We start from the raw sequence: 22174 nt of genomic DNA, 5'->3' as shown, positions 1-22174 counted from the left end.
TGCGGCCGGGGGACGGGTGGGGCGTGGTGCGGGACATCGTCGACTCCATCGACCTGGCGGAAGCACCCGCTCCCGGGGACCGGGGGGTTGCTGCGGCGTCGTCGAGCCAGGACTCTCGACCGCTCTGGATGGGGTGGCGGTGCTGGTGGTGCTGGTGGAGCGGCGGTGCTGGTGGTGCTGGTGGTGCTGGTGGTGCTGGTCGTGCTGGTGGTGCCGGTGGAGCGGCGGGTCAGTGCTCCCCGCCCTGCGGCGGCAGCGCGGCCACCACCGGGTGGTCGGCGTGGATCAGGCCCACCTTCGCCGCACCACCGGGCGAGCCGACGGTCTCGAAGAACTCGACGTTGGCCGCGGTGAACGCCGACCACTGCTCGGGCACGTCGTCCTCGTAGTAGATCGCCTCCACCGGGCACACCGGCTCGCAGGCACCGCAGTCGACGCACTCGTCGGGCTGGATGTACAGCGAGCGCTCGCCCTCGTAGATGCAGTCGACAGGGCACTCCTCGATGCAGGCCTTGTCCTTGACGTCCACGCAGGGCTGGGCGATGACGTACGTCACTGCGCGCTGCTCCTCTCGCTGTCGGTGGTGGTGAGCGTGCGGGCGGTGCGGCGGTGCCGGCGCACCGAGTGGGCCACGGCGAGGGCGCCGACGACCAGCACGAGCGCGTAGACGGCCCAGCGGACCGGGTCGGTGGCCCCGACGGCGTCGCTGCGCAGCAGGGTGCGCGAGTTCGTCAGGACGATGACGGCGCCGACGGCCGAGCCCAGCACGTGCGGCGGGGCGTAGCGCACCAGCCAGGCGGCGATGGGCGCGGCGATCAGTCCGCCGAGCAGCAGCGCCAGCACCCACGTCCAGGCGATGCCCTGCGATCCGAGCCCCACGAGGAAACCCGCGCTGGCGGCCACGGCGACGAGGAACTCGCTGGTGTCCACCGAGCCGATGACCTTGCGGGCCTCCAGCCGGCCGGAGGCCAGCAGGGCGGGGGTGCCCACGGGACCCCAGCCGCCGCCACCGGTCGCGTCCACGAACCCGGCGAACAGGCCCAGCGGCGCCAGGAAGCGCCGCCGCAGCGGCCGGTGCAGTGACCTCTCGTCGAAGCGCGCCACCGCGGAGCGCAGCAGCACGTACACGCCCAGCAGCAGCAGCACGGCACTGATGACGGGGGCGGCGACGTCCGTGGGCAGCGACGACAGCACCGTCGCGCCGAGGAAGGCCCCGACCGCGCCGGGCACCCCCACGCGCACCACGACGCGCCAGTCCACGTTGCCGAAGCGCCAGTGCGCGGCCCCGGAGGCCAGCGTGGTGCCGATCTCCGCGAGGTGGACGGTGGCGGACGCGGCGGCGGGGCTCGCCCCGACGACGAGCAGCAGCGTCGTGGAGGTGACCCCGTAGGCCATGCCGAGGGAGCCGTCGACGAGCTGAGCCAGCAGGCCGACCAGGGCGAGCAGGGCGAACTTGTGCACGAGGAGAGCCGTCCGTACGTCCGTGGACCCGCAGGTCCGCGCTTGCCGGACGCCGAACGGCGACCGGCCGGGTCCTCACCCGGAGCACCCCGCCGCGACAGGAGGGTTGCCGACCAGCGAGCCGGGGCTTGACGCTGGTACTCGTGACCGCCACTGACGGTAGACGACCCCCGGGGGGCGGTCAACACCTCACCACACCGGCGAGAACGGCGCGGTTCCCCCCGCTCCGCCCGTCCGCGCCGCGCGGACCTCCGGGACCGTGTTGGAGTTCGTGCGCTCGTGCCCTACCGTGGTCCCGTGGTCCAGCCCTCTGCCGTGCGCCTCGTCTCGCGCCGGTACGTCGACCTCATGCGGCTGCAGAGCGCCTACGCGTGCCGTCCCGGTCGCTCGCTGCACCCCACCAGCTGAGGGCCTCCTCACGAGGAGGACCCGTCTCCCCCGTGAGGTTCCATGACACCCGACGCCAGCACCGCCCCCCCCGAGCAGACCGCCCCGGCGGCTCCCCGCCGCACACCGCGCGCCCCGCGCCCCGGTGGCAACGGGCAGTGGCGCGTCGACGGCACCGCCCCGCTCAACCACAACGAGGAGTTCAAGGCCGCCGACGGGGGGCTGAACGTCCGTGAGCGCATCGAGAACGTCTACGCGGCCGGGGGTTTCTCCTCGATCGCGCCCGACGACCTCAACGGGCGGTTCCGCTGGTGGGGGCTGTACACCCAGCGCCGCCCCGGCATCGACGGCGGGCGCACCGCGCAGCTGTCCGCGCAGGAGCTGTCCGACGAGTTCTTCATGCTGCGCGTGCGGATCGACGGCGGAGCGCTGACGACGGAGCAGTTGCGCGTCGTGGCCGGCATCTCCACCGAGTTCGCCCGCGACACGGCCGACATCACCGACCGGCAGAACGTGCAGCTGCACTGGGTGCGCATCGAGGACGTCCCGGAGATCTGGCGCCGGCTCGAGGCCGTGGGGCTGCAGACGACCGAGGCGTGCGGGGACACCCCGCGCGTGGTGCTGGGCAGCCCGGTCGCGGGCATCGCCCGTGACGAGGTCATCGACCCGACGCCGGTGATCACGGAGATCGTGGACCGCTTCATCGGCGACCCGGAGCTCGCGAACCTGCCGCGCAAGTTCAAGACCGCCGTCACCGGCCACCCCAGCCAGGACGTGGTCCACGAGATCAACGACATCTCCCTGGTGGGCGTGGTCCACCCCGAGCTCGGCCCGGGGTACGACCTGTGGGTGGGGGGCGGGCTGTCGACCAGCGCGCACCTCGCCCAGCGCCTCGGGGCGTTCGTGCCCCCGGAGCGGGCCGCGGAGGTGTGGCAGGCGGTGGTCCGGGTCTTCCGGGACTACGGCTACCGCCGGCTGCGCAACAAGGCGCGCCTGAAGTACCTGGTCGCCGACTGGGGGGCCGAGCGGTTCCGGCAGGTGCTGGAGACCGAGTACCTGGACCGGGCGCTGCCCGACGGCCCGCCGCCGCCGGCCCCCTCCGGTCGCGGCGACCACGTGGGCGTGCACGAGCAGAAGGACGGCCGGTGCTACGTCGGCCTGTCCCCCACCGTCGGGCGGGTCAGCGGCACGGTGCTGCGCGACCTGGCCGACGCCGCGGAGGCGGCTGGCTCGGGGCGCGTGCGCTTCACCCCGCACCAGAAGGTCGTCGTCCTGGACGTCGACCCGGCACGGGTCCCGGAGTTCACGGCCCGCGTCGAGGACATCGGCCTGACCGCGCACCCCTCGCCGTTCCGGCGCACCACGATCGCCTGCACGGGGATCGAGTTCTGCAAGCTGGCGATCGTGGAGACCAAGGACACCGCGACGCGGGCGATCGAGGAGCTGGAGCGCCGGCTGGCCGGGGTGGAGATCGACACCCCGATCACGCTGCACGTCAACGGCTGCCCGAACTCCTGCGCCCGCATCCAGACCGCCGACATCGGCCTGAAGGGGCAGCTGGTGCAGGACGGGCACGGCGAGCAGGTCGCCGGTTTCCAGGTCCACCTCGGCGGCGGGCTGGCCTCGGCCGACCGCGCCGAACCTGGCGTGGGCCGCACCGTGCGCGGCTTGAAGGTGACGGCCACCGCTTTGCCCGAGTACGTCGAGCGCCTGGTGCGGCGCTACCTCGAGACCCGGGAGCCGCGCGAGACCTTCGCGGCCTGGGCCCACCGCAGCGACGAGGAGGCTCTGCGATGAGCGAGACCACGACGACCACCGTCCCCACGCCCCGTGTGCGCCGCGACCGCGAGGAACTGCGGTCCCTGGCCGAGCGCGGGGCCGCGGAGCTCAGCGGAGCGGGCGCGGAGGAGGTGGCCGCCTGGGCGGCGGCCACCTTCCCGGGCACCCTCGCCGTGGCGTGCAGCATGGCCGACGCCGTCCTGCCCCACCTGGTGTCCCGGTTCGCGCCCGGCGTCGACGTGCTGTTCCTGGACACCGGCTACCACTTCGCGGAGACCCGCGGCACGCGCGACGAGGTCGAGTTCGCGCTGCCGGTGCGCGTCGTGGACGTCCTGCCCCGGCAGACCGTCGCCGAGCAGGACGCCGAGTTCGGCCCCCGACTGCACGAGCGCGACCCCGGCACGTGCTGCCGGCTGCGCAAGGTGGAGCCCCTGGCCGCCGCCCTGGGCGGGTACGAGGCGTGGGTGACGGGTGTGCGCCGCGAGGAGGCCCCGACCCGCGCCGGCACCCCCCTGGTGCAGTTCGACGAGCGGCACGGGCTGGTCAAGCTCAACCCCCTGGCGGCCTGGACCTTCGACGAGCTCGTCGACTACGCCACCGCGAACGCCGTCCCGGTCAACCCGCTGCTGACCAGCGGCTACCCCTCGATCGGCTGCAAGCCGTGCACCCGCGCGGTGGCACCGGGCGAGGACCCGCGCGCCGGTCGCTGGGCCGGCACCGGCAAGACCGAGTGCGGGATCCACCTGTGAGCGCGCCGACGACCGCCGTCGTCCCGGCCGCGCGCACCGCGGCGGGGAACCCCGGTCCCGCCCGCGTGGACGACCTGCGGGCCCTGGAGGCCGAGGCGGTGCACATCATCCGCGAGGTCGCCGCGGAGTTCGAGAACCCGGTGCTGCTCTTCTCCGCAGGCAAGGACTCCATCGTGCTGCTGCGCCTGGCGGAGAAGGCGTTCCGTCCCTCCCCCGTGCCGTTCCCGGTGATGCACGTCGACACCGGCCACAACTTCCCCGAGGTGATCGAGTTCCGCGACCGCCGCCTGGCGCAGGGCGGGCACCGGCTGGTCGTCGCCTCGGTGCAGGCCAGCATCGACGCGGGCCGCGTCCGCGAGGACGGGCCGGGTTCCTCCCGCAACCGCCTGCAGACCCGCACCCTGCTCGACGCCCTCGCCGAGGGCGGTTTCGACGCGGCGTTCGGCGGTGCGCGGCGCGACGAGGAGCGCGCCCGCGCCAAGGAGCGCGTCTTCAGCGTCCGCGACGCCGTCGGCCAGTGGGACCCCCGCAACCAGCGCCCCGAGCCGTGGTCGCTGTACAACGGCCGGATCCACCGCGGCGAGCAGGTCCGGGTGTTCCCGCTGAGCAACTGGACCGAGCTGGACGTGTGGCGCTACATCGCCGCCGAAGGCCTGGACCTGCCCGACATCTACTACGCGCACGAGCGCGACGTCGTCGAGCGCGACGGGATGCTGCTGGCCGTCTCCGACCTCACCCCGCCCCGCCCCGGCGAGCGCGTGCAGCGCCTGCGGGTGCGCTACCGCACCGTCGGGGACCTGACGATCACCGGCGCGGTCCGTTCCGACGCCACCGACGTCGAGGCCGTCATCGCGGAGATCGGCACCGCGACCGTGTCGGAGCGCGGGGCCACCCGCGCCGACGACCGGACCTCCGCCGCCGCGATGGAGGACCGCAAGCGCGAGGGGTACTTCTGATGCGGGAACTGCTGCGGATGTCCACGGCCGGTTCGGTCGACGACGGCAAGTCCACGCTCATCGGCCGGCTCCTGCTGGACACCGGGAGCCTGCCCACCGACCACCTCGCCGCCGTCGACGGCCCCGACGGCCCGGACCTGGCGGCGCTGTCGGACGGCCTGCGCGCCGAGCGCGAGCAGGGCATCACCATCGACGTGGCGTACCGGTTCTTCTCGACCGCCAAGCGCAACTACGTCCTCGCCGACACCCCCGGGCACGAGCGGTACACCCGCAACATGGTGACGGGCACCTCCAACGCCCACCTGGCGATGCTGCTGGTGGACGTGCGCGCCGGTGTCCTGGACCAGACGCGCCGGCACGCACGGATCGCCACCCTGCTGGGCGTGCCGCACCTGGTGGCGGTGGTGAACAAGATGGACCTCGTCGACTTCGACCGCTCCCGGTTCTCCTCGGTGCGCGAGGAGCTGCGCGAGGTCGCCGACCGGCTCGGCGTGCGGATGCTCGTGGTGCCGGTGGCCGCCAAGCACGGCGACAACGTCGCGAACCGCTCGGCGAACACCCCCTGGTACGACGGTCCGACGCTGCTGGAGCACCTGGACGGCGTGGAGGTCCTGCCGCCGGACTTCGGCGTGGGGCGGCTGCGCATGCCGGTGCAGTGGGTCTCGCGGCCCGTCGCGGGCAGGCGGCGCAGCTACACCGGCCGGGTGGCCGCGGGCACGCTGCGCGCCGGTGACGAGGTCGTCGTGCTCCCCTCCGGTTCCCGCACCCGCGTCACGGCCGTGGACACCCTCGACGACGGCCGCGAGGTCGCGGTGCCGCCGCTGTCGGTGGCGGTGGAACTGGCCGACGAGCTCGACGTCGGCCGCGGTGACGTCCTCGTGGCCCCGGACGCCGAGCCGGTCGTCACCCGCGAGCTGCGGGCGCAGGTGTGCTGGATGCACGCCGAACCCCTGACCCCGGGTCGGCGGCTGCTGCTGAAGCACACCACCCGCACGGTGCGCGCCGAGGTCACCGCCCTGCACGACCGGATGGACCCGCGCACCCTGGCCGAGCTGCCGGCACCGGGGCAGCTGCAGATGAACGACATCGGTGCGCTCACCCTGCGCACCGCCGTCGACCTGGTGGTCGAGCCGTACTCGCACAACCGGGACATGGGCGCGTTCATCCTCGTCGACGAGCACACCCACGACACGGTGGCCGCCGGCGTCGTGCGCGAGGCCACCGACCGGCGCACCGGACCGCGCGCCGGTGACGGCGCGGTGTGGCGCTCCTCGCAGGCCCCCCGCCCGCACCCCGGGGCGGCGCTGTGGCTGCTGCCCGCCGCCGGCGCGGCGGATGCCGAGGAGGTGGCCGGCGAGGTGGAGGCCGCTCTGCTCGCACAGGGCCGCCCGTCGTACGCGCTGCGCGCGGAGAACCTGCGCGCGGGCCTGACCGCGGACCTGGGGGACTCGGCCGCGGAACGCGCGGAGGCGTCGCGCCGCACCGCGCACGCCGCCCGGCTGCTGGCCGACGCCGGCGTGGTGGTGGTCGGGACCGCCGGCGACGCGGCGCAGGCGGAGGCGCTGGCGCAGGTGGTGCGCGAGGCCGGTCCCACCGCCGTGGTGCTGACGCTGCAGGCGGGCCGGGACGCGGCGGCGGAGGCGCGCCGGGCGATCACCGCGCTCACCGGGGAGGCGGGGCGCGGCTGATGCAGCCGCTGCACCTGGACCTGCGCGGCCGGGCCGTGGTCGTGGCCGGGGGCGGACCCACCGCCGCCCGGTGCGCCCGCGACCTGACCGCCGCGGGGGCCGACGTCCTCGTCGTGGCCGTGCGGCTGTGCGAGGACCTGCACGAGCAGCACGGCGCCGGGCGGGTGCGCTGGCGCGAGGGCACCGTCGGCGGCGCGGACCTGGTGGGCGCCTGGCTGGTGCACGCCGCCACGGGCGACGCGGACGGCGACGCCGCCGTGGCGGCGCTGGCCGAGCAGCACCACCTGTGGTGCGTGCGGCCGGACGCACCGGCGGGCGGGACGGCGGTGGAACCCGCCGTCGTGCGCCGCGACGACGTCGTCGTCTCCGTGGGTGCGGACGGCGACACCGACCGCGCCCGCGCGCTGGCGGTGCACCTTGGTCACCTCCTGGACTCCGGGCGCGCACCCCTGCGGCGGCACCGCCCCCGCGCGGGCCGCGTCGTCCTGGTCGGCGGCGGGCCCGGCGAGCCGGAGCTGATGACGCTGCGCGGGCGCCGCCGCCTGGCCGAGGCGGACGTCGTGGTCGTGGACCGGTTGGCCCCCACGGGTGTGCTCGCCGAGCTCGACCCGGACGTCGAGGTCGTCGACGTCGGCAAGACCGCCGGGAACCACCCCGTGCCGCAGGAGGAGATCAACCGCGTCCTGGTCGACGCCGCCCTCGCCGGACGCACCGTCGTGCGCCTGAAGGGGGGTGACCCGTACGTCCTGGGCCGCGGCGGCGAGGAGGTCCTCGCCTGCCGCGCGGCGGGGGTGGAGGTCGAGGTGGTGCCCGGCGTCACCAGCGCCTTCGCCGTGCCCGCCGCCGCCGGCATCCCGGTGACCCACCGCGGGGCTGCGCGCTGCGTCACCGTCGTCTCCGGCCACGAGGACCTCGACGGCGACGACCTGGGGGCCCTGGCGCAGCTGGGCGGCACGCTCGTGGTGCTCATGGGCGTGGCGGCCCTGGAGCGGCTCGCCGAGGGGCTGCTGGCCGCCGGCCGCGACCCCGCCACACCGGTCGCCGTGGTGCAGGACGGTTGGAGCCCGCAGCAGCGCACCACCACCGCTCCCCTGGCCGACATCGCCCGGGTGGCGCGCACGGCACGGGTGCGCGCGCCGGCAGTCGTCGTGGTCGGCGACGTCGTCGACGCCCTGGCCCCCACGGGACCCCGGACGCGGTGAGGGGGCGGGGCCCACCGGGCCCCGCCCCCTCGTGACACCACCGGCTCAGCGCCCGGCGGCTCCGTCCGCTCAGCGCTTCGCGGCGCCGACCTCGCCCGGCTCGGAGCCGACCACGATCGGGGCACGCACCGCGTTGCCCCACTCGGTCCAGCTGCCGTCGTAGTTGCGCACGTTCTCCAGGCCCAGCAGGTGCGTCAGCACGAACCACGTGTGGCTGGAACGCTCCCCGATGCGGCAGTAGGTGACGGTGTCCGTCTGCGGGGTCAGCCCGGCACCGGAGAAGTAGATCTCCTCCAGCGCCGCGCGGTCCTTGAACGTGCCGTCCTCGTTGGCAGCCTTCGCCCACGGCACGCTGGCCGCACCGGCGATGTGACCGCCGCGCAGGGTTCCCTCCTGCGGGTAGTCGGGCATGTGGGTGCGCTCGCCGGTGTACTCCTGCGGCGAGCGCACGTCGATCAGGCCGCCGCGGTGCTCGCGCACGTCCGGGGCGAACGCGCGCACGCGGCTGTCGTCGCGCTCCACGACGGGGTACTCGGTGCGCTCGCGCTGGGGGACCTCGGTCGTCAGCTCACGGCCCTCGGCGGCCCACTTGGCGCGGCCGCCGTCCAGCAGGCGCACGTCCTCGTGGCCGAACAGCGTGAACACCCACAGGGCGTAGGCGGCCCACCAGTTGCTCTTGTCGCCGTACAGCACGATGGTGTCGTCGCGGCGGATCCCCTTGCGGGAGAGCAGCTCGGCGAACGCAGCACCATCGAGGTAGTCGCGGGTCACCTCGTCGTTCAGCTCGGTGTGCCAGTCGACCTTGACCGCGCCGGGGATGTGGCCGGTCTCGTACAGCAGGACGTCCTCGTCGCTCTCCACGACGACCAGGCCCTCACGGCCCAGGTTCCCGGCCAGCCAGGCGGTGCTGACCAGCTTCTCGGGGTGGGCGTACTCGGCGAACTTCGGCTCGGTGGTGTCGACGGGGGCCGTGCCGGACGTGGTGCTGGACATGCGTGTTCTCTCCAGGGCGTGACGTGGGTTCGCCGGCCGCCGCGCGGCGGCCGGGTGCGGTGGTGGTGCGGTGCCGCACCGGGTTCGCGCGCTCGCCCGGTCGGGGCGGCACGGGGTTCCGGGCGGGCCGGGTCCCGGGTGGGCGGGGTGCGCCCCGGGTCCCCGGGGCGCACCCCGCGGTCCGGGCGGGTTCTGCGGGCTGTCTGCGACAGGCGGCGGAACCGCGGCGGCACAGGTCGATGTGCCGCCGCGAGTGCAGTTCTGTGGTGCGGTCCTGCGTCATCCCGTGCCCTCCATCGGCCCTGGCGGAAGCACCCACGCCCTGCGGGAGGGGGGTTGCTGCGGCGTCGTCGAGCCAGGTCTCTCGGCCGCTCTGGATGGTCGTGGCGCCACCGTGCCCGGTGCGGGGCCGGGCTGTCAACCTCGCTGCACCACCCGCCACCCGTTCAGGCCCCGGTCACCTCCAGGACCCGGCAGGCCACCGCACCGGTGACGCCCTCGCCGCGCACCTGCACGGTCCTCGTCTCCCCCGGCGCGAGCTCCTCCACGACGACGCTGCCCCGGCCCAGCTGGGCGTCGGCGGCGTCCATCCACTCCACGACGACCGTGGAAGCGCCGGGGCGCTCGGCCGTCCCGGTGACCTCCAGGGTCGCGGTGGCCGTCCCGGAGCCGGTGACGTCGCCGCAGCCGGTCACCGCGATGCCCTCGGGGGCACCGGAGGGCCGCGTGCCGGCCGCTCCCCCCTCGGCGGGAGGAGCGCTGACCCCGGGCCCGGCGGGACCGGGCCCCGGCGTGCCGTCGACCACGTCGCCGCGCTCCCGGGCGGTGACGGCCACGACGACCGCGGCGGCGGCCAGGGACAGCACCAGCCCCGCCACGGCCACGCGCCGAGCCCGGCGAAGGCTCACGGCGCCCGCCCCGGCACCGAGCAGCGCCAGGCACAGGGCGAGCACGTGCAGCCTCGGCACGAGGGCGGTGACGGCACCCGCCGCACCCAGCACGACGGAGGCGACCGCCACTGCGTCGTGCGGCCGGCGGGCGGAGGAAGGGGCTGGTCGTGCGGTCGTGGTCACGGTGGCGTCCCGGGGCTCGTCGTCGTGCTCCTGGCCCGCTCCAGGCTAGGTGAACCACCCGGGAACAGCGAGAGGGCCGGCCCCTCGCGGGACCGACCCTCCGTACTGCTCACTGTCGGGCTGACAGGATTTGAACCTGCGACCCCTTGACCCCCAGTCAAGTGCGCTACCAAGCTGCGCCACAGCCCGATGGCCCGCTCCCCGTTCCCGGGCGGCGAACCGGTGACAACCCTACATCACCTCTTGCGCTTCTCCCGCACCCGCACGCTCACCTCGATGGGCGAACCCTCGAAACCGAACTCCTCGCGCAGCCGCCGTTCCAGGAACCGGCGGTAACCGGCCTCCAGGAAGCCGCTGGCGAAGAGCACGAACCGCGGGGGCCGCGTCGACACCTGCGTGCCGAAGAGGATGCGCGGCTGCTTGCCGCCGCGCACCGGGTGCGGCTGGGCCGCCACGACCTGCCCCAGGAAGCTGTTCAGGCGCCCCGTGGGCACGCGGGTGTCCCAGGAGTCCAGGGCGGTGTCCAGGGCGGGCACGAGCCGCTCCAGGTGCCGGCCGGTCATCGCCGAGACGTTCACCCGCGGCGCCCACGGGATCTGGACGAGCTCCTTCTCGATCTCGCGCTCGAGGTAGTGCCGGCGCTCCTCGTCGGTGAGGTCCCACTTGTTGTAGGCCACCACGAGCGCGCGCCCGGACTCCACGACCAGCGAGACGATGCGGATGTCCTGCTCGGTCAGCGGCTCGCTGGCGTCCAGGAGCACGACCGCCACCTCCGCCTTCTCCAGCGCGGCCTGCGTGCGCAGCGAGGCGTAGAAGTCGGCGCCCTTGGTCAGGTGCACCCGGCGGCGGATGCCGGCGGTGTCGACGAAGCGCCAGGTGCGCCCGCCCAGCTCGATGAGCTCGTCGACCGGGTCGCGGGTGGTGCCCGCCGTGGGGTGCACGACCACCCGCTCGGAACCGGCGAGCTTGTTCAGCATGCTGGACTTGCCGACGTTGGGGCGTCCCAGCAGCGCCACGCGGCGCGGACCGCCGGTGGGCTCGGCTCCGCCCACGGCGGACACGTCCGGCAGCAGCCGCACGGCGGCGTCCAGGGCGTCGCCGGTGCCGCGCCCGTGCAGCGCCGAGACCGGGAACGGCTCCCCCAGCCCCAGGCGCCACAGCTCGGTCGCGTCCGCCTCCTGCCGGGGGCCGTCGACCTTGTTCGCCACGAGCACCACGGGCTTGCCCGAGCGGCGCAGCAGCCGCACGACCTGCTCGTCGGAGGAGGTGGCGCCGACGGTCGCGTCCACGACGAACACGACGGCGTCCGCGAGGTCGATCGCGATCTCCGCCTGCTCGGCGACGGCCAGGTTCAGGCCCTCGACCTTGCGCTCCCAGCCGCCGGTGTCCACGAGGGTGAAGTCGCGCCCGGCCCAGTTCGCCGGGTAGGAGACCCGGTCGCGGGTCACGCCGGGCACGTCCTCCACGACCGCCTCGCGACGGCCGATGATGCGGTTGACCAGCGTGGACTTGCCCACGTTGGGGCGCCCCACGACGGCCAGCACGGGCAGCGGGCCGGCGGGGGCGTCCTCCGGGCCGCCGGCGCCCTCGTCGCCGAGCAGCGCCACGTCCTCCGGCGAGAGCTCGTAGTCCTCCAGGCCGGCGCGCAGGGCGCCCTCGACGCCCGCGTCCATCGCGTCTCCCGCGGCCGTCTCGTTCGGGGTGTCGGGTGTGCTCACCGGTGACCTCCGGTCACGTCGTCGGACGCCATCTCGCCCAGGCCCAGCTCGGCGGCGGCGTCCAGGTCTTCGGGCAGGGGGGTTCCCGTGCGCCGCATGCTGTCCAGCACGTGCGCCGAGAGCTTGTCGCGGACCTGCTCCACCGCCGCGGCCAGCGCGGCGCGGCCGGGCACGCCGGGTTCCTTGACCACCGTGAACGGCTCGCCGAAGCAGTAGTGCAGCCTGCGCCGCGGCGGGGGCGCGGTGCGGTTGCGCTCGCCGGGGCGGTGGGCGCCCAGGCACGCCACCGGCACCACGGGCGCACCGGACTGCAGCGCGATCCAGGCGATGCCCGAACGCACCGAGGCGGCGTCGCCGCGCCCGCGCGTGCCCTCGGGGAACACGCCGGCCGCCCCGCCCTCGGCGAGCACGCGCAGCACCGTCTGCAGCGCGTCGCGGTCGCCGTGGCTGCGGTCGATGGGGATCTGCCCGGCGCGCAGCAGCGCCCAGCCGACGACGCCGTCGAACATCTCCTTCTTCACCAGGAACGCCACGTCGCGCGGGGCGACCCCGTACAGCAGCGGCCCGTCCGTGAGGGAGGCGTGGTTGGAGGCCAGCAGCACCGGTCCGGTCGCCGGGACGTTCTCGGCGCCGTGGACGGTGGCGTTCCACACCACGTGCGCCAGGAACCTGCCGATGCCCTTCGTCCAGGCCTGCGGCCTGCCCGCGCGCGGGACCGCGACCGCCCCGGCCGGGGCGGCGGCGCTCACGCGCCCTCCCCGGTGGCCTCGCGCACCAGCTGCAGCAGCGCGGCCACGGTCCCCTCGAAGTCCAGGTGGGTGGAGTCCAGGGTGACCACGCCGTCGGCGGCCGCGGTGAAGGCGGTGGTGCGCGCGTCGACGCGGTCGCGCTCGGACACCGAGCGACGCACGGCCTCCACGGAGGCGGCGTCGGCGGCGCCGAGGTCCTGCTGCGCGCGCCGGGCCAGGCGCACCCCCTCGTCCGCGGTCAGCAGCACCCGCACGTGGGCCTCGGGGGCCACGACCGTGGTGATGTCGCGGCCCTCGGCGACGACGCCGGGCCGGGCGCCGGGCGCCGGTGCGGCGCAGGCGGCCTCGATGAGGGCGCGCTGGCGCAGCACGAGGTCCGCGCGCACGGCGGGCACGGCGGCGACCGCGCTGACCGCGGCGGTCACCTCCGCCCCGCGCACCTGCTGCGTCACGTCGGTCTCGGTGCCGTCGGCGTCCACCACGGCGATCGCGGGGGCCTGCGGGTCGGTGCCCACCGACAGCGCCGCGGTGCGCACGTGGGCCGCGACGGCGGCCGGGTCGGTCAGGTCCACGCCGGCGCGCAGGGCGGAGAAGGTGACGGCGCGGTACATGGCCCCGGTGTCGAGGAACGCCACGCCCAGGGCGCGGGCCGCGGCCCGGCTGACGCTGGACTTGCCGGAACCGGAGGGGCCGTCGACGGCCACGACGATCCCCGGCGGCAGCGGGGCGGGGGTGCCGGCGCCGGTCACGGCGGAGGGGGTGTCGGCGGGCGCGACGGGACCGCTGGGAGAGGTGGGCACCGCACGAGATTAGTCGACCCGGCGCGGGCGCACCGACCCCGCGCCCCGCCCCGGCTCAGGAGGCCGGGACGGTCCAGCCCCGCTCCCGCAGCGCCTCCGCCAGCGGCCGGGCCGCGGCCGGCAGCACGTCGACGGAGGCCAGGGCGACCGCCTGCCCCGGGGAGTGCTCCAGGCGCAGGTCCTCCAGGTTCACGCCGGCGGCACCGACGTCGCCCAGCAGGCGGGCCAGCTCGCCGGGGCGGTCGGGGACCACCACCACCACCGTCGCGTACAGCGCCGGCGCCCCGCCGTGCTTGCCCGGGATGCGGTCGCGACCGGCGCCGCCGGCGGCGACGAGACCGGCCAGGCGCCCCCGCGCCCCCGGCGCCTGCGGGTCGGCCTGCAGTGCGCGCAGCGCCGCGACCACGGCGTCGAGGTCCTCGCGCAGCGCTTCGAGGACGTCGGCCACCGGCCCGGCGTTGGCGGTCAGGATCTGCGCCCACAGCGCCGGGTCGCTGCCGGCGATGCGGGTGACGTCGCGCAGGCCCTGCCCGGCCAGCGCGACTGCCGCTTCGGGGGCCTCGCGCAACCGCGCGGCCACCAGGCTGGCGGCGACCTGCGGGGCGTGCGAGACCAGCGCGACCGCCTCGTCGTGCTCGTCGGCGGGCATCGCCACCGGCACCCCGCCGCAGTCCAGGGCCAGGTCGTGCACCAGCGCCACGGCCCGGCGCGGCACCTCCGCGGTCGCCGAGACCACCCAGGGGCGGCCGGCGAACAGGTCGGCGCGCGCCGAGACGGCCCCGCCGCGCTCGCGCCCGGCCATCGGGTGCCCCCCGACGTAGCGGGTCAGGTCCGCGCCGGCGGCGCGCAGGGCGGCCAGCGGGCCGCCCTTGACGCTGGCGACGTCGGTGACCACGGCGTCCGGGTGCGCGGCCAGCTCGGCGGCCACGACGTCGGCCACCACGTCCGGCGGAGCGGCCACCAGCACCAGGCGCGGGTCGTCGCCGGGAGCGGGCAGCCGGCCCGCCCCCAGGTCGCGGGCCAGGGCCACCGCGGTGGGCGAGACGTCGCTGAGCACGACGTCGACGCCGCGCAGGGACAGCGCCAGCCCGGCGGAGGCGCCCAGCAGGCCGGTGCCCACGATGCGCACCGTCCCGCTCGTGCGGGCCGGTGCGGCGGCGTCCAGGGTCACCGGGGCCTACTGGGCGATGTCGCGGCGCAGGGCCTGCGCACCGCGCAGGTAGACGTGCCGGACCTCGGCGCGCGCGCGGGGCGTCTCCACGTGCGCCATCAGGCGGATCACCCGCGGCATCGAGCCGTCGACCTCCAGCTCGCGCGCGCACATCAGCGGCACGTCCCCCATGCCGAGCTCGCGCGCGGCCACGGCGGGGAACTCGCTGGTCAGGTCGGAGGTGCAGGTGAACAGGATGCTGATGAAGTCCTCCGGGGACAGCTCGTTCAGGCGCACCACCTCGGTGACGAGCTCGCGCGTCGCGGCGAGCACGACCTCGCGCTCGTCGACGTCGACCTGCACCGCACCCCGGACCGCCCGCACCGACACGCCGCTCACCGTACCGAGACCGCGGTCGGCAGCGGCCGCCCGGGGGCGCTCACAGCCCCACGGCCGCCATGAGCTGCTGGACCTCGCCGCGGGTCAGGCGCCGGTTCCTGCCGGGCTTGAGGTCGCCGAGCACCAGCGGGCCCATCTGGGTGCGCACCAGCTTGAGCACCGGGTAGCCCTCGGCGTCCAGCATGCGGCGCACCACGTGCTTGCGGCCCTCGTGCAGGACGACCTCCACGAGCGCGTAGCCCGGCTTGGAGTCCACCAGCCGGAAGGAGTCCACCGTGGCGGGGCCGTCGTCCAGCTCCACGCCGGCGCGCAGGTTCCTGCCGAGCTCGCGCTTGACGGGCCCGCGCACCTCGGCGAGGTACGTCTTCTGCACGCCGAACGAGGGGTGCTGCAGGCGGTGCGCGAGCGCGCCGTCGTTGGTCAGCAGGATCAGGCCCTCGGTCTCCAGGTCCAGGCGGCCGACGTGGAACAGGCGCTCCTCGCGCGGGCCGACCATGTCGGCGAGGTTCAGCCGGTCCTGCTCGTCGAACATCGTGGAGACCACGCCCTTGGGCTTGTTCACCATGATGTAGACGAGCTGGTCGTCCACGGAGAAGCGCAGGCCGTCCACGTGGACGACCTGGCGGGCCGGGTCGATGCGCACGCCGAGCTCGGTGACGACCTGGTCGTCGACCGTGACGCGACCGGCGGTGATCATGTCCTCGCAGGTGCGGCGCGAGCCGGCGCCGGCCTGGGCGAGGAACTTCTGCAGCCGCACGCCCTCGGGGTCGTGCACGTCGCCGCCGCGCACGGCGGGGGCGGGGCCCCGGCGCGGCGGCGCCGGGGCCGGCTTGATGTCGTCGGTCATGCGGCGGGCGGCGCCGCGGCCGGCGGAGCGCTTGCCGGGCTGGTCGCCCGCGCGCTTGCCGAACGGCTTGCCGCCGCCCGCGCGAGCGGGCTTGCCGCCGCTGCCGGGCTTGCCGCCGCGGCCCTGCGCGGGCCGCCCGCCGGTGCCGCCCTGGCGGCGGCCGCCGCCTCCTCGGGGCGCGGTGGGGCTCATCGTGGTTCCTCCTGCTGGTCGTCGGGCGCCGCGGGGGCCGCCGGATCACCCGGGGCCGCCGGCACCGCGTCGTCCGCGGTGCTCGCGCGCTCGGTCCCATCATCCCCCACCGCGGGAGGCCCGCCTACCTCGTCGGCCGGGGCCACCGCGTCGGCCACCGCCCCGGCGAGCGCGGCGCCGGGCTCGGCGGCGAGCACCTCCCGCGGCTCCAGGTCGTCCGGGTCGACGTCCTCGGGCAGGAACGGCGCCAGCGGCGGCAGGTCGTCGAGGCCGTCCAGGCCCATCCGCTGCAGGAACTCGTCGGTCGTGCGGTAGAGGGTGGCCCCGCTGGTGGCCTCCACCCCCGCCTCGGTGACCAGGCCGCGGGTCAGCAGGGTGCGCATGACCCCGTCGACGGACACCCCGCGCACGGCGGACACGCGCGCACGGCTGACCGGCTGGCGGTAGGCGACGATCGCGAGCGTCTCCAGGGCGGCCTGGGTGAGCTTGGCGGTCTGCCCGTCGAGGAGGAACGCCTCGACCACGTCGGCGTGCTCGGGGCGGGAGTACACCCGCCAGCCGCCGCCGGCCTCGCGCAGCTCGAAACCGCGCCCGGCCTCGGCGTACTCCCCGGCCAGCTCGCGCAGCAGCAGGTCCACCTCGTCGGGCTGCTCGCCGGTGGCGCGCGCCAGGGCCTGCACGCCGACCGGCTCGTCGGCGACCATGAGGACGGCCTCGATCGCGGCGCGCACCCGGCGTCCCGGGTCGTCGGCGGGGCCGTGGCCGGGTTCGGTCTCCTGCTCGTGCACCTGCTCGTTCACCGTTCTCCCCCCGGCGCAGCCTGCGCGCCCTCGAACTCGTCGACACCCGCGAGCACCGCGGAGGCGGTCGGCGCCCCGTCGGCGGCCTCGGCGTCCCAGCGCACCGTCAGCGCCCCCAGCGCCTCGGGCTGCTCCAGGCGCACCCGCCGCTCGCGGAACAGCTCGAGCACCGCCAGGAACCGGGCGACGACCACGAGGGTGCCCAGCTCGCCCTCCCCCGCGTCGGCGGCGATCTCGGCGAACGTCATGCTCCCGCGGCGGCGCAGCCGCTCCACCACCAGCGCTGCCTGCTCGCGCACGCTGACGGCGCTGGCGTGCAGGTGGTCCAGCCCGACCGCGGGGACCGGCTTCGGCGTCAGGGCGCGCGCGGCGATCGCCGCGAACTGCTCGGGGCTGACGGTCAGGACCAGGTCCGGCAGCAGCCTCTCGAAGCGCGGCTCGACGGCCACCGCGCGCGGCACCCGCCGCGAGGCCTGCGCGAACCGCTCCGCCAGCACGGCGGCGACCTGCTTGTACGCGCGGTACTGCAGCAGCCGGGCGAACAGCAGGTCGCGCGCCTCCAGCAGGGCGAGGTCCTCGGGGTCCTCCACGTCGGCGGCCGGCAGCAGGCGGGCGGCCTTGAGGTCCAGGAGAGTGGTGGCGACGACGAGGAACTCGCTGGCCTCGTCGAGGTCCCAGTCGCCGTCGCCGGACGAGGCGGCGCGCAGGTGGGCGATGAAGTCGTCGGTCACCCGGGCCAGCGCCACCTCGGTGACGTCGAGCTGGTGCTTGGCGATCAGGCCCAGCAGGAGGTCGAAGGGGCCGGCGAAGTTCTCCAGCCGGACCTCGAAGGCGCCGCGCGCGCCGGCCGGGTCGGGGCCGGCGGAGCCCTCGGGCGCGGTCGGTCGAGGAGGCGGCACCACGGGGGCCACCGTACCGGCGCACCCGCCCGGCCCGGGGCTGCCGCGCGCACCGCCGGGCCGCCTCACGCGCGGGTGGGCACCGCCGTGGTGGGCACCGTGGTGGCGGGCACCTGCACGGGCACCAGCTCGCCGTCGCCGGTGTGCAGCAGCACCCGCCCGGGGTTCGGCGCCCCGCCCAGCGCGCTGCGCGGCACCCGCGCGCCCACGACGTCGCCGGCCATCACGTCCTCCGGGGCGATGAGCACCCCGCACCGGTTGCGGCGCAGCGGGACCTGCCAGTTGGAGAACCCGGCACCGACCTCGCCGGCCTCGCCGGCGACCACGACGGCGCTGCCGCCGGAACGGGCGCGGGCGACGAACGCGGCCAGCCACGCGTCGGCGGAGCAGGTGCGCAGCACCTCGGCGTCGTCGACGAGCAGCACGACGGGCCCGGCGGCTCCGCCGAGGACGGGCTCGAGCTCGGCGACGGTCAGGTCGTCGCCGGTGAGCACCGCGCGCACGCCGGGGTGACCGGCCAGCTCGCGCAGCGGCGAGGGCCGTGGTGCCGCGACGACGAGCTCGGCGCCCTGCTCCAGCAGCGAGCGCGCCACGGTCAGCAGCACGGTGCTGCGCCCGGAGCGCGGCGGGCCGGCGACGACCGCGGTGCCCGCGCCGGCGCGCAGGTCGCACCCGGCGGCGGCGAGGTCGTCGCCGCCGACGCCGACGAGGGCGAACAGGCCGCCGGGGGCGAGGTCGGCGTGCTCACGGGCCTCCTCCCACGTCAGGCGCACCGGCAGGCTCCGCAGGTGGAAGGGGCGGCGGTGCCGCGGCGTGGCGGCGTCGCGCTCGCGCAGGCGCTCGCCGAGCGCGGCCAGGGCGGCGACCTGCGCGGGGCCGGAGGGGTCGGGGCCGAGGACGGCGACCTGCGCCTCGACGCCGCTGCCGGAGCGCAGCACGCGCCCGGACGGCACCTCCTCGGGCACCTGGCGCACCGACAGGCCGGCCATCGCGGCGTCCGCGCGGTCGGTCAGGCGCAGCAGCAGCTTGTCCTCCACGAGGGTGCCGGTGCGTCCGGTGAGCAGCTGGCGGTCGCCGGCGACGACGAGGTGGACGCCGACACCCGCGCCCTCGCGCAGCAGCAGGTGCACGGTCTCCAGCGGCGCCTGCCCGTCGAGCTCGGCGATGCCGCCGAGGAAGCCCTCCCAGCGGTCCAGCAGCAGCACCACGTGCGGCCACGGGTCGGCTCCGGCGGGCCCGGCCGCGGCGCGCTGCTCGGTGATGTCGGCGACGCCGAGGGCCCCGAGCTCGGCCTGCCGGCGCAGCACCTCCTCGCGCAGCCGGCCCAGCAGGCGCACGGCCCGCTCCGGCTCGCTGCGCTGGACGACGGCACCGGTGTGCGGCAGGGCGCTCAGCGCGAGCAGCGCGCCGCCGCCGCAGTCCAGGCCGTGCAGGTGCAGGTCGGCCACCGGGACCCGGGCGGCGAGGGAGGCGGCGAGGGTGCGCAGGACCTGCGAGCGGCCGCTGCGGGGGGCGCCGACGACGTAGAGGTGCCCGTCGCGCTCGAGGTCCAGCTCCAGCGGTGCGCGGCGCTGCTGCGCGGGCAGGTCCTGCACGCCGAACGCGGCGGCCAGCCGGCCCGCCGGTTCGCCGGCGGTGCCGGCCACGTCGGCGAGGTCGAGCAGGTCGCCCAGGGCGGGCAGCCACGGGCTGACCGGGCGCGGCAGGCCCAGCTCCTCGCTCGCGGCGCGGACCGCGTCGACGAGCGCGCGCAGGTCGGTGGCGGCGGCGTCCTCCTCGGCGGCCCGGGCGCGCGGGCGGCGCGGGGCCGGCAGGCCGAGGTCCTCGCCGCGCAGCGGGGCGCTCCACGGCGCGGGCACCTGCTGCCCCGCGGCGGCGGGGCGGCGGCCGCCGACGCGGCCGGCCTGGAACGGCACGAGCGAGCCGTGCCCGAGCTTGGCGTAGGCCCGGCCGGGCGCGCTGCCGGGGATGCGCGCGGCGTCGGGGGCGCCGAGGACGTCGGAGCTCTCCCCCGCGTCGGTGACGCGCAGCGCGATCCGCAGGTTGGTGTTGGCGCGGATCTCGGCGCTGACGACACCGGTGGGCCGCTGGGTGGCCAGCAGCAGGTGGATGCCCAGGGAACGCCCGCGCTGGGCGATGTTCACCAGGCCGGTGACGAAGTCGGGCAGTTCACGGGCCAGCGAGGCGAACTCGTCGATGACGATGAGCAGGCGCGGCAGGGCGGGCGCGGTGGGGTTCGCGGCGGGGTCCGCGGCGGGGTCCGCGGCGGGGTCCGCGGCGGGGTCCGCGGCGGGGTCCGCGGCGGCCTGCTCGCGCAGGTCGTCGTAGTCCTCCAGGTCCTTCGCGCCGGCGGCGGCGAGCAGGTGCTCGCGCCGGTGCAGTTCCGCCCCCAGGGAGGTGAGCGCGCGGCCGACGAGGTGGGTGTCGAGGTCGGTGACCATCCCGACGGTGTGCGGCAGGTCCACGCAGTCCTTGAACGCCGCCCCGCCCTTGTAGTCGACGAGCACGAACGTCATGGCGTCCGGGCGGTTGGCCACCGCCAGGGAGGCGACGATGGTCTGCAGCAGTTCCGACTTGCCGGAACCGGTGGTGCCGGCGACGAGCCCGTGCGGGCCGTCGGCGCGCAGGTCGAACCCGAACGGCCCGTCGAGGGACTCGCCGACGACGGCGACGGTGCTGCGCCCGCCGAGCGTCCAGCGCGCGGCGACGGCGCTCGACGAGGGCGGTTCGAGGCCGAGCACGTCGAGCAGGCGGGAGGCGCCGGGCAGCCCGGCGCCGGAGTCGTCGTCCCCGGTGTCGCGCAGGGGGGCCAGCGCGCGGGCCAGGCTCGGCGCCCACCCGGGGGGCGGTTCGTCGGCGAGGACGTCGCGGACGGTCTCGTGCCGCTGGCGCTCCAGCCGCAGGCGGGTCCCGGCGCGCCGCTGCTCCTCGGTGACGACGGCGGTGCACTCCTCGGGCAGGGAACGGCGGTCGGCGTCGCAGCAGACCAGCCGCACCCCCAGGGCCGGGCCGTCGGCGAGCAGGCTCACGACGCCGGGCAGGGACCGCAGCCGGCGGGCGCCGTCCAGGACGACGACGAGGTCCGGCGCCTCCAGGCCGGCACCGGCGGGCAGGTCCGCCAGCGCCCGGCGGCGCTGGTCCACGACGGCGGTGAGCTCGGCGACGCGGCGGGCCCAGGTGTCGGTGCCGGTGCCGGCGAACACCCCTGCGGCACCGCCGGGTTCGGCGCGGGCGTGCGGCACCCAGCGCAGCCACTCCCACGCCGGCAGACCCTCCGGACTGGTGAGCACGTGGAACTGCACGTCGCGCGGGCTCTGCAGCACCGCGAGCTGGGCGAGCAGCCGGGCGGCGGTGCGTCGGGGTTCCGCCCCGGCGAGGCCGAGCACGGGGTGCTCGGCCAGGGAGACGGTGACGGGGACGTTCCGCGCGGTCCAGGTGACGGTGCGGCGGTGCTCGAGCTGCTCTGGGTCCTCCAGCGTCACCTCGCTGGGCAGGTCGGCCAGCCCCAGGCGCACGTGCAGGTGGTCGTCGTCGCGGCGGCGCCGTTCCCACAGGCGGGTGCGCGGGCCGACGGCGGTCAGCAGCAGTTCCGCGGGGTCGGCGGACAGGTGCCTGCGGTCGCGCCGCTCGTCGACGAGCGCGGCCCGCGCGTCGGCCTCGACGGCCGCCTTGTCCCGCTCGTACCGCTTGACGAGCTCGCGGTGGCTGGTGCGCCCGTGCTTGCGGTCCACCAGCGCGTTGGCGACGACGGCGATCGGCGACAGCAGGCCGAGGGCGAGGTAGCGGTAGTTCTGCGTGACGGCGATCATGGTGGCGCACATCAGCAGCGGCACGATCGCGGCGACGACCGGGAACGGGCGGCGGGGCGCGTCACCGGGCGGGCCGGGCAACCGGAACGACGTGGTGCGCTCGGGCGGCAGGATCCGCGGGGGGCGGTTGTAGTCGTGCCCGACGAGGTCGTCCGCGGTACCGGCCGACCTCTCCAGCACCGCGTCCGGACCGGTCGGGGTCCTCACGTCGAGGAGTGCGCCGCCGAGGTCGACGAGGTCCCCGGAACCCCACAGGACGGCCCCGCGCACCTGCTGCCCCTCCAGCAGGGCGGTGCCCTCGACGGCGCTGACGAGCACCGCCGCGGCGGTGGAGACGGACACCCGCACCGTCGCCGTGCCGGCCACCGGCACGGAGCCGTGCGGGCCGACGAGGTGCTCACCCACGCCGAGGCGGTGCACGGCGCCGGGGGCGGCGCGCGCGCCCACCCCCCCCCCCACCCCCCCCCCCCCGGGTTTGGGGCCCACCCCCCACCCCGCGGTCTGGCGGACGAGAGCCCCCACC

The 22174-nt window shown here is 76.4% G+C and carries 18 protein-coding genes, 1 tRNA gene and 3 riboswitches; of the genes, 5 read left to right on the top strand and 14 right to left on the bottom strand.

Annotated elements, in window-relative coordinates:
- Positions 1–42: 42 nt before the first annotated feature.
- Positions 43–135: riboswitch (SAM riboswitch) on the bottom strand.
- Between the two features lie 94 nt (positions 136–229).
- Both fdxA and ACRYM0_RS12890 read right to left on the bottom strand, forming a co-directional pair.
- Positions 230–556 carry a ferredoxin gene (gene fdxA, locus ACRYM0_RS12895; protein ID WP_432505660.1) on the bottom strand — a complete coding sequence of 109 codons (327 nt, stop codon included), beginning with the start codon at positions 554–556 and terminating at the stop codon, positions 230–232.
- The gene (locus ACRYM0_RS12890) at positions 553–1461 is read right to left on the bottom strand and encodes a sulfite exporter TauE/SafE family protein (protein WP_432505658.1); all 909 of its coding nucleotides are present in this window, start codon (positions 1459–1461) and stop codon (positions 553–555) included. Before ACRYM0_RS12890 ends, fdxA begins: the two co-directional genes overlap by 4 nt.
- Before the next feature lie 33 nt (positions 1462–1494).
- Positions 1495–1610: riboswitch (SAM riboswitch) on the bottom strand.
- Between the two features lie 301 nt (positions 1611–1911).
- Between ACRYM0_RS12890 and ACRYM0_RS12885 the strand changes: the two genes are divergently transcribed.
- The 5 genes from ACRYM0_RS12885 (at position 1912) to cobA (ending at position 8222) form a co-directional block, all read left to right on the top strand.
- A complete protein-coding gene (locus tag ACRYM0_RS12885) occupies positions 1912–3645 on the top strand; it encodes a nitrite/sulfite reductase (protein ID WP_432505656.1) in 1734 nt (577 codons plus the stop codon).
- The gene (locus ACRYM0_RS12880) at positions 3642–4376 is read left to right on the top strand and encodes a phosphoadenylyl-sulfate reductase (RefSeq protein ID WP_432505654.1); all 735 of its coding nucleotides are present in this window, start codon (positions 3642–3644) and stop codon (positions 4374–4376) included. The genes ACRYM0_RS12885 and ACRYM0_RS12880 overlap by 4 nt, the downstream gene beginning before the upstream one ends.
- Before the next feature lie 65 nt (positions 4377–4441).
- Positions 4442–5332, top strand: coding sequence for a sulfate adenylyltransferase subunit CysD (gene cysD / locus ACRYM0_RS12875; protein WP_432505676.1), 891 nt, complete (start codon positions 4442–4444; stop codon positions 5330–5332).
- A complete protein-coding gene (locus ACRYM0_RS12870) occupies positions 5332–7020 on the top strand; it encodes a GTP-binding protein (RefSeq protein WP_432505653.1) in 1689 nt (562 codons plus the stop codon). Before cysD ends, ACRYM0_RS12870 begins: the two co-directional genes overlap by 1 nt.
- On the top strand, positions 7020–8222 hold the full coding sequence (gene cobA / locus ACRYM0_RS12865; protein ID WP_432505651.1) for a uroporphyrinogen-III C-methyltransferase: 1203 nt from the start codon (positions 7020–7022) through the stop codon (positions 8220–8222). The genes ACRYM0_RS12870 and cobA overlap by 1 nt, the downstream gene beginning before the upstream one ends.
- Before the next feature lie 69 nt (positions 8223–8291).
- On the opposite strand, the gene ACRYM0_RS12860 is transcribed toward cobA, so the two are convergent.
- From ACRYM0_RS12860 to ACRYM0_RS12805, 12 genes are all read right to left on the bottom strand, one after another.
- Positions 8292–9215 (bottom strand): sulfurtransferase, encoded by a 924-nt coding sequence (locus ACRYM0_RS12860; protein ID WP_432505649.1) that lies wholly within the window; start codon positions 9213–9215, stop codon positions 8292–8294.
- 290 nt (positions 9216–9505) lie between these two features.
- A riboswitch (SAM riboswitch) is annotated at positions 9506–9599 on the bottom strand.
- 62 nt (positions 9600–9661) lie between these two features.
- Positions 9662–10288, bottom strand: a complete 627-nt coding sequence (locus ACRYM0_RS12855) for an FxLYD domain-containing protein (RefSeq protein WP_432505647.1) — start codon at positions 10286–10288, stop codon at positions 9662–9664.
- 115 nt (positions 10289–10403) lie between these two features.
- Positions 10404–10477 (bottom strand) — tRNA-Pro (locus ACRYM0_RS12850).
- 47 nt (positions 10478–10524) lie between these two features.
- Complete coding sequence (gene der, locus ACRYM0_RS12845) at positions 10525–11961, bottom strand: ribosome biogenesis GTPase Der (protein ID WP_432505675.1); 1437 nt, start codon at positions 11959–11961, stop codon at positions 10525–10527.
- A gap of 41 nt (positions 11962–12002) precedes the next feature.
- On the bottom strand, positions 12003–12755 hold the full coding sequence (locus ACRYM0_RS12840; protein WP_432505645.1) for a lysophospholipid acyltransferase family protein: 753 nt from the start codon (positions 12753–12755) through the stop codon (positions 12003–12005).
- On the bottom strand, positions 12752–13555 hold the full coding sequence (cmk, locus tag ACRYM0_RS12835; protein ID WP_432505643.1) for a (d)CMP kinase: 804 nt from the start codon (positions 13553–13555) through the stop codon (positions 12752–12754). The genes ACRYM0_RS12840 and cmk overlap by 4 nt, the downstream gene beginning before the upstream one ends.
- Before the next feature lie 55 nt (positions 13556–13610).
- Positions 13611–14726, bottom strand: coding sequence for a prephenate dehydrogenase (locus ACRYM0_RS12830; RefSeq protein ID WP_432505642.1), 1116 nt, complete (start codon positions 14724–14726; stop codon positions 13611–13613).
- Between the two features lie 6 nt (positions 14727–14732).
- On the bottom strand, positions 14733–15095 hold the full coding sequence (gene aroH, locus ACRYM0_RS12825; protein ID WP_432505640.1) for a chorismate mutase: 363 nt from the start codon (positions 15093–15095) through the stop codon (positions 14733–14735).
- A gap of 49 nt (positions 15096–15144) precedes the next feature.
- Positions 15145–16143 (bottom strand): pseudouridine synthase, encoded by a 999-nt coding sequence (locus ACRYM0_RS12820; RefSeq protein ID WP_432505638.1) that lies wholly within the window; start codon positions 16141–16143, stop codon positions 15145–15147.
- A complete protein-coding gene (gene scpB, locus ACRYM0_RS12815) occupies positions 16140–16847 on the bottom strand; it encodes an SMC-Scp complex subunit ScpB (protein ID WP_432505673.1) in 708 nt (235 codons plus the stop codon). The genes ACRYM0_RS12820 and scpB overlap by 4 nt, the downstream gene beginning before the upstream one ends.
- 92 nt (positions 16848–16939) lie before the next feature.
- A complete protein-coding gene (locus ACRYM0_RS12810; RefSeq protein ID WP_432505671.1) occupies positions 16940–17842 on the bottom strand; it encodes a segregation and condensation protein A in 903 nt (300 codons plus the stop codon).
- Positions 17843–17907: 65 nt separating this feature from the next.
- A complete protein-coding gene (locus ACRYM0_RS12805) occupies positions 17908–22098 on the bottom strand; it encodes an FtsK/SpoIIIE domain-containing protein (RefSeq protein WP_432505637.1) in 4191 nt (1396 codons plus the stop codon).
- Between the last annotated feature and the right edge of the window lie 76 nt (positions 22099–22174).

The organism is Kineococcus arenarius subsp. arenarius, assembly GCF_050871845.1.
In the GTDB taxonomy this organism is placed as follows: domain Bacteria; phylum Actinomycetota; class Actinomycetes; order Actinomycetales; family Kineococcaceae; genus Kineococcus.
Note: the sequence above shows the minus strand (reverse complement) of the source record. Positions and strands in the feature narration are given on the sequence as shown.

Excerpts from the sequence above, each read along its gene's own strand:
- ACRYM0_RS12820 (WP_432505638.1), bottom strand. The coding sequence starts at position 16,143 with ATGAGCCCCACCGCGCCCCGAGGAGGCGGCGGCCGCCGCCAGGGCGGC.
- ACRYM0_RS12880 (WP_432505654.1), top strand. The coding sequence starts at position 3,642 with ATGAGCGAGACCACGACGACCACCGTCCCCACGCCCCGTGTGCGCCGC.
- ACRYM0_RS12870 (WP_432505653.1), top strand. The coding sequence starts at position 5,332 with ATGCGGGAACTGCTGCGGATGTCCACGGCCGGTTCGGTCGACGACGGC.
- ACRYM0_RS12885 (WP_432505656.1), top strand. The coding sequence starts at position 1,912 with ATGACACCCGACGCCAGCACCGCCCCCCCCGAGCAGACCGCCCCGGCG.
- ACRYM0_RS12860 (WP_432505649.1), bottom strand. The coding sequence starts at position 9,215 with ATGTCCAGCACCACGTCCGGCACGGCCCCCGTCGACACCACCGAGCCG.
- scpB (WP_432505673.1), bottom strand. The coding sequence starts at position 16,847 with ATGGTCGCCGACGAGCCGGTCGGCGTGCAGGCCCTGGCGCGCGCCACC.
- der (WP_432505675.1), bottom strand. The coding sequence starts at position 11,961 with ATGGACGCGGGCGTCGAGGGCGCCCTGCGCGCCGGCCTGGAGGACTAC.
- cobA (WP_432505651.1), top strand. The coding sequence starts at position 7,020 with ATGCAGCCGCTGCACCTGGACCTGCGCGGCCGGGCCGTGGTCGTGGCC.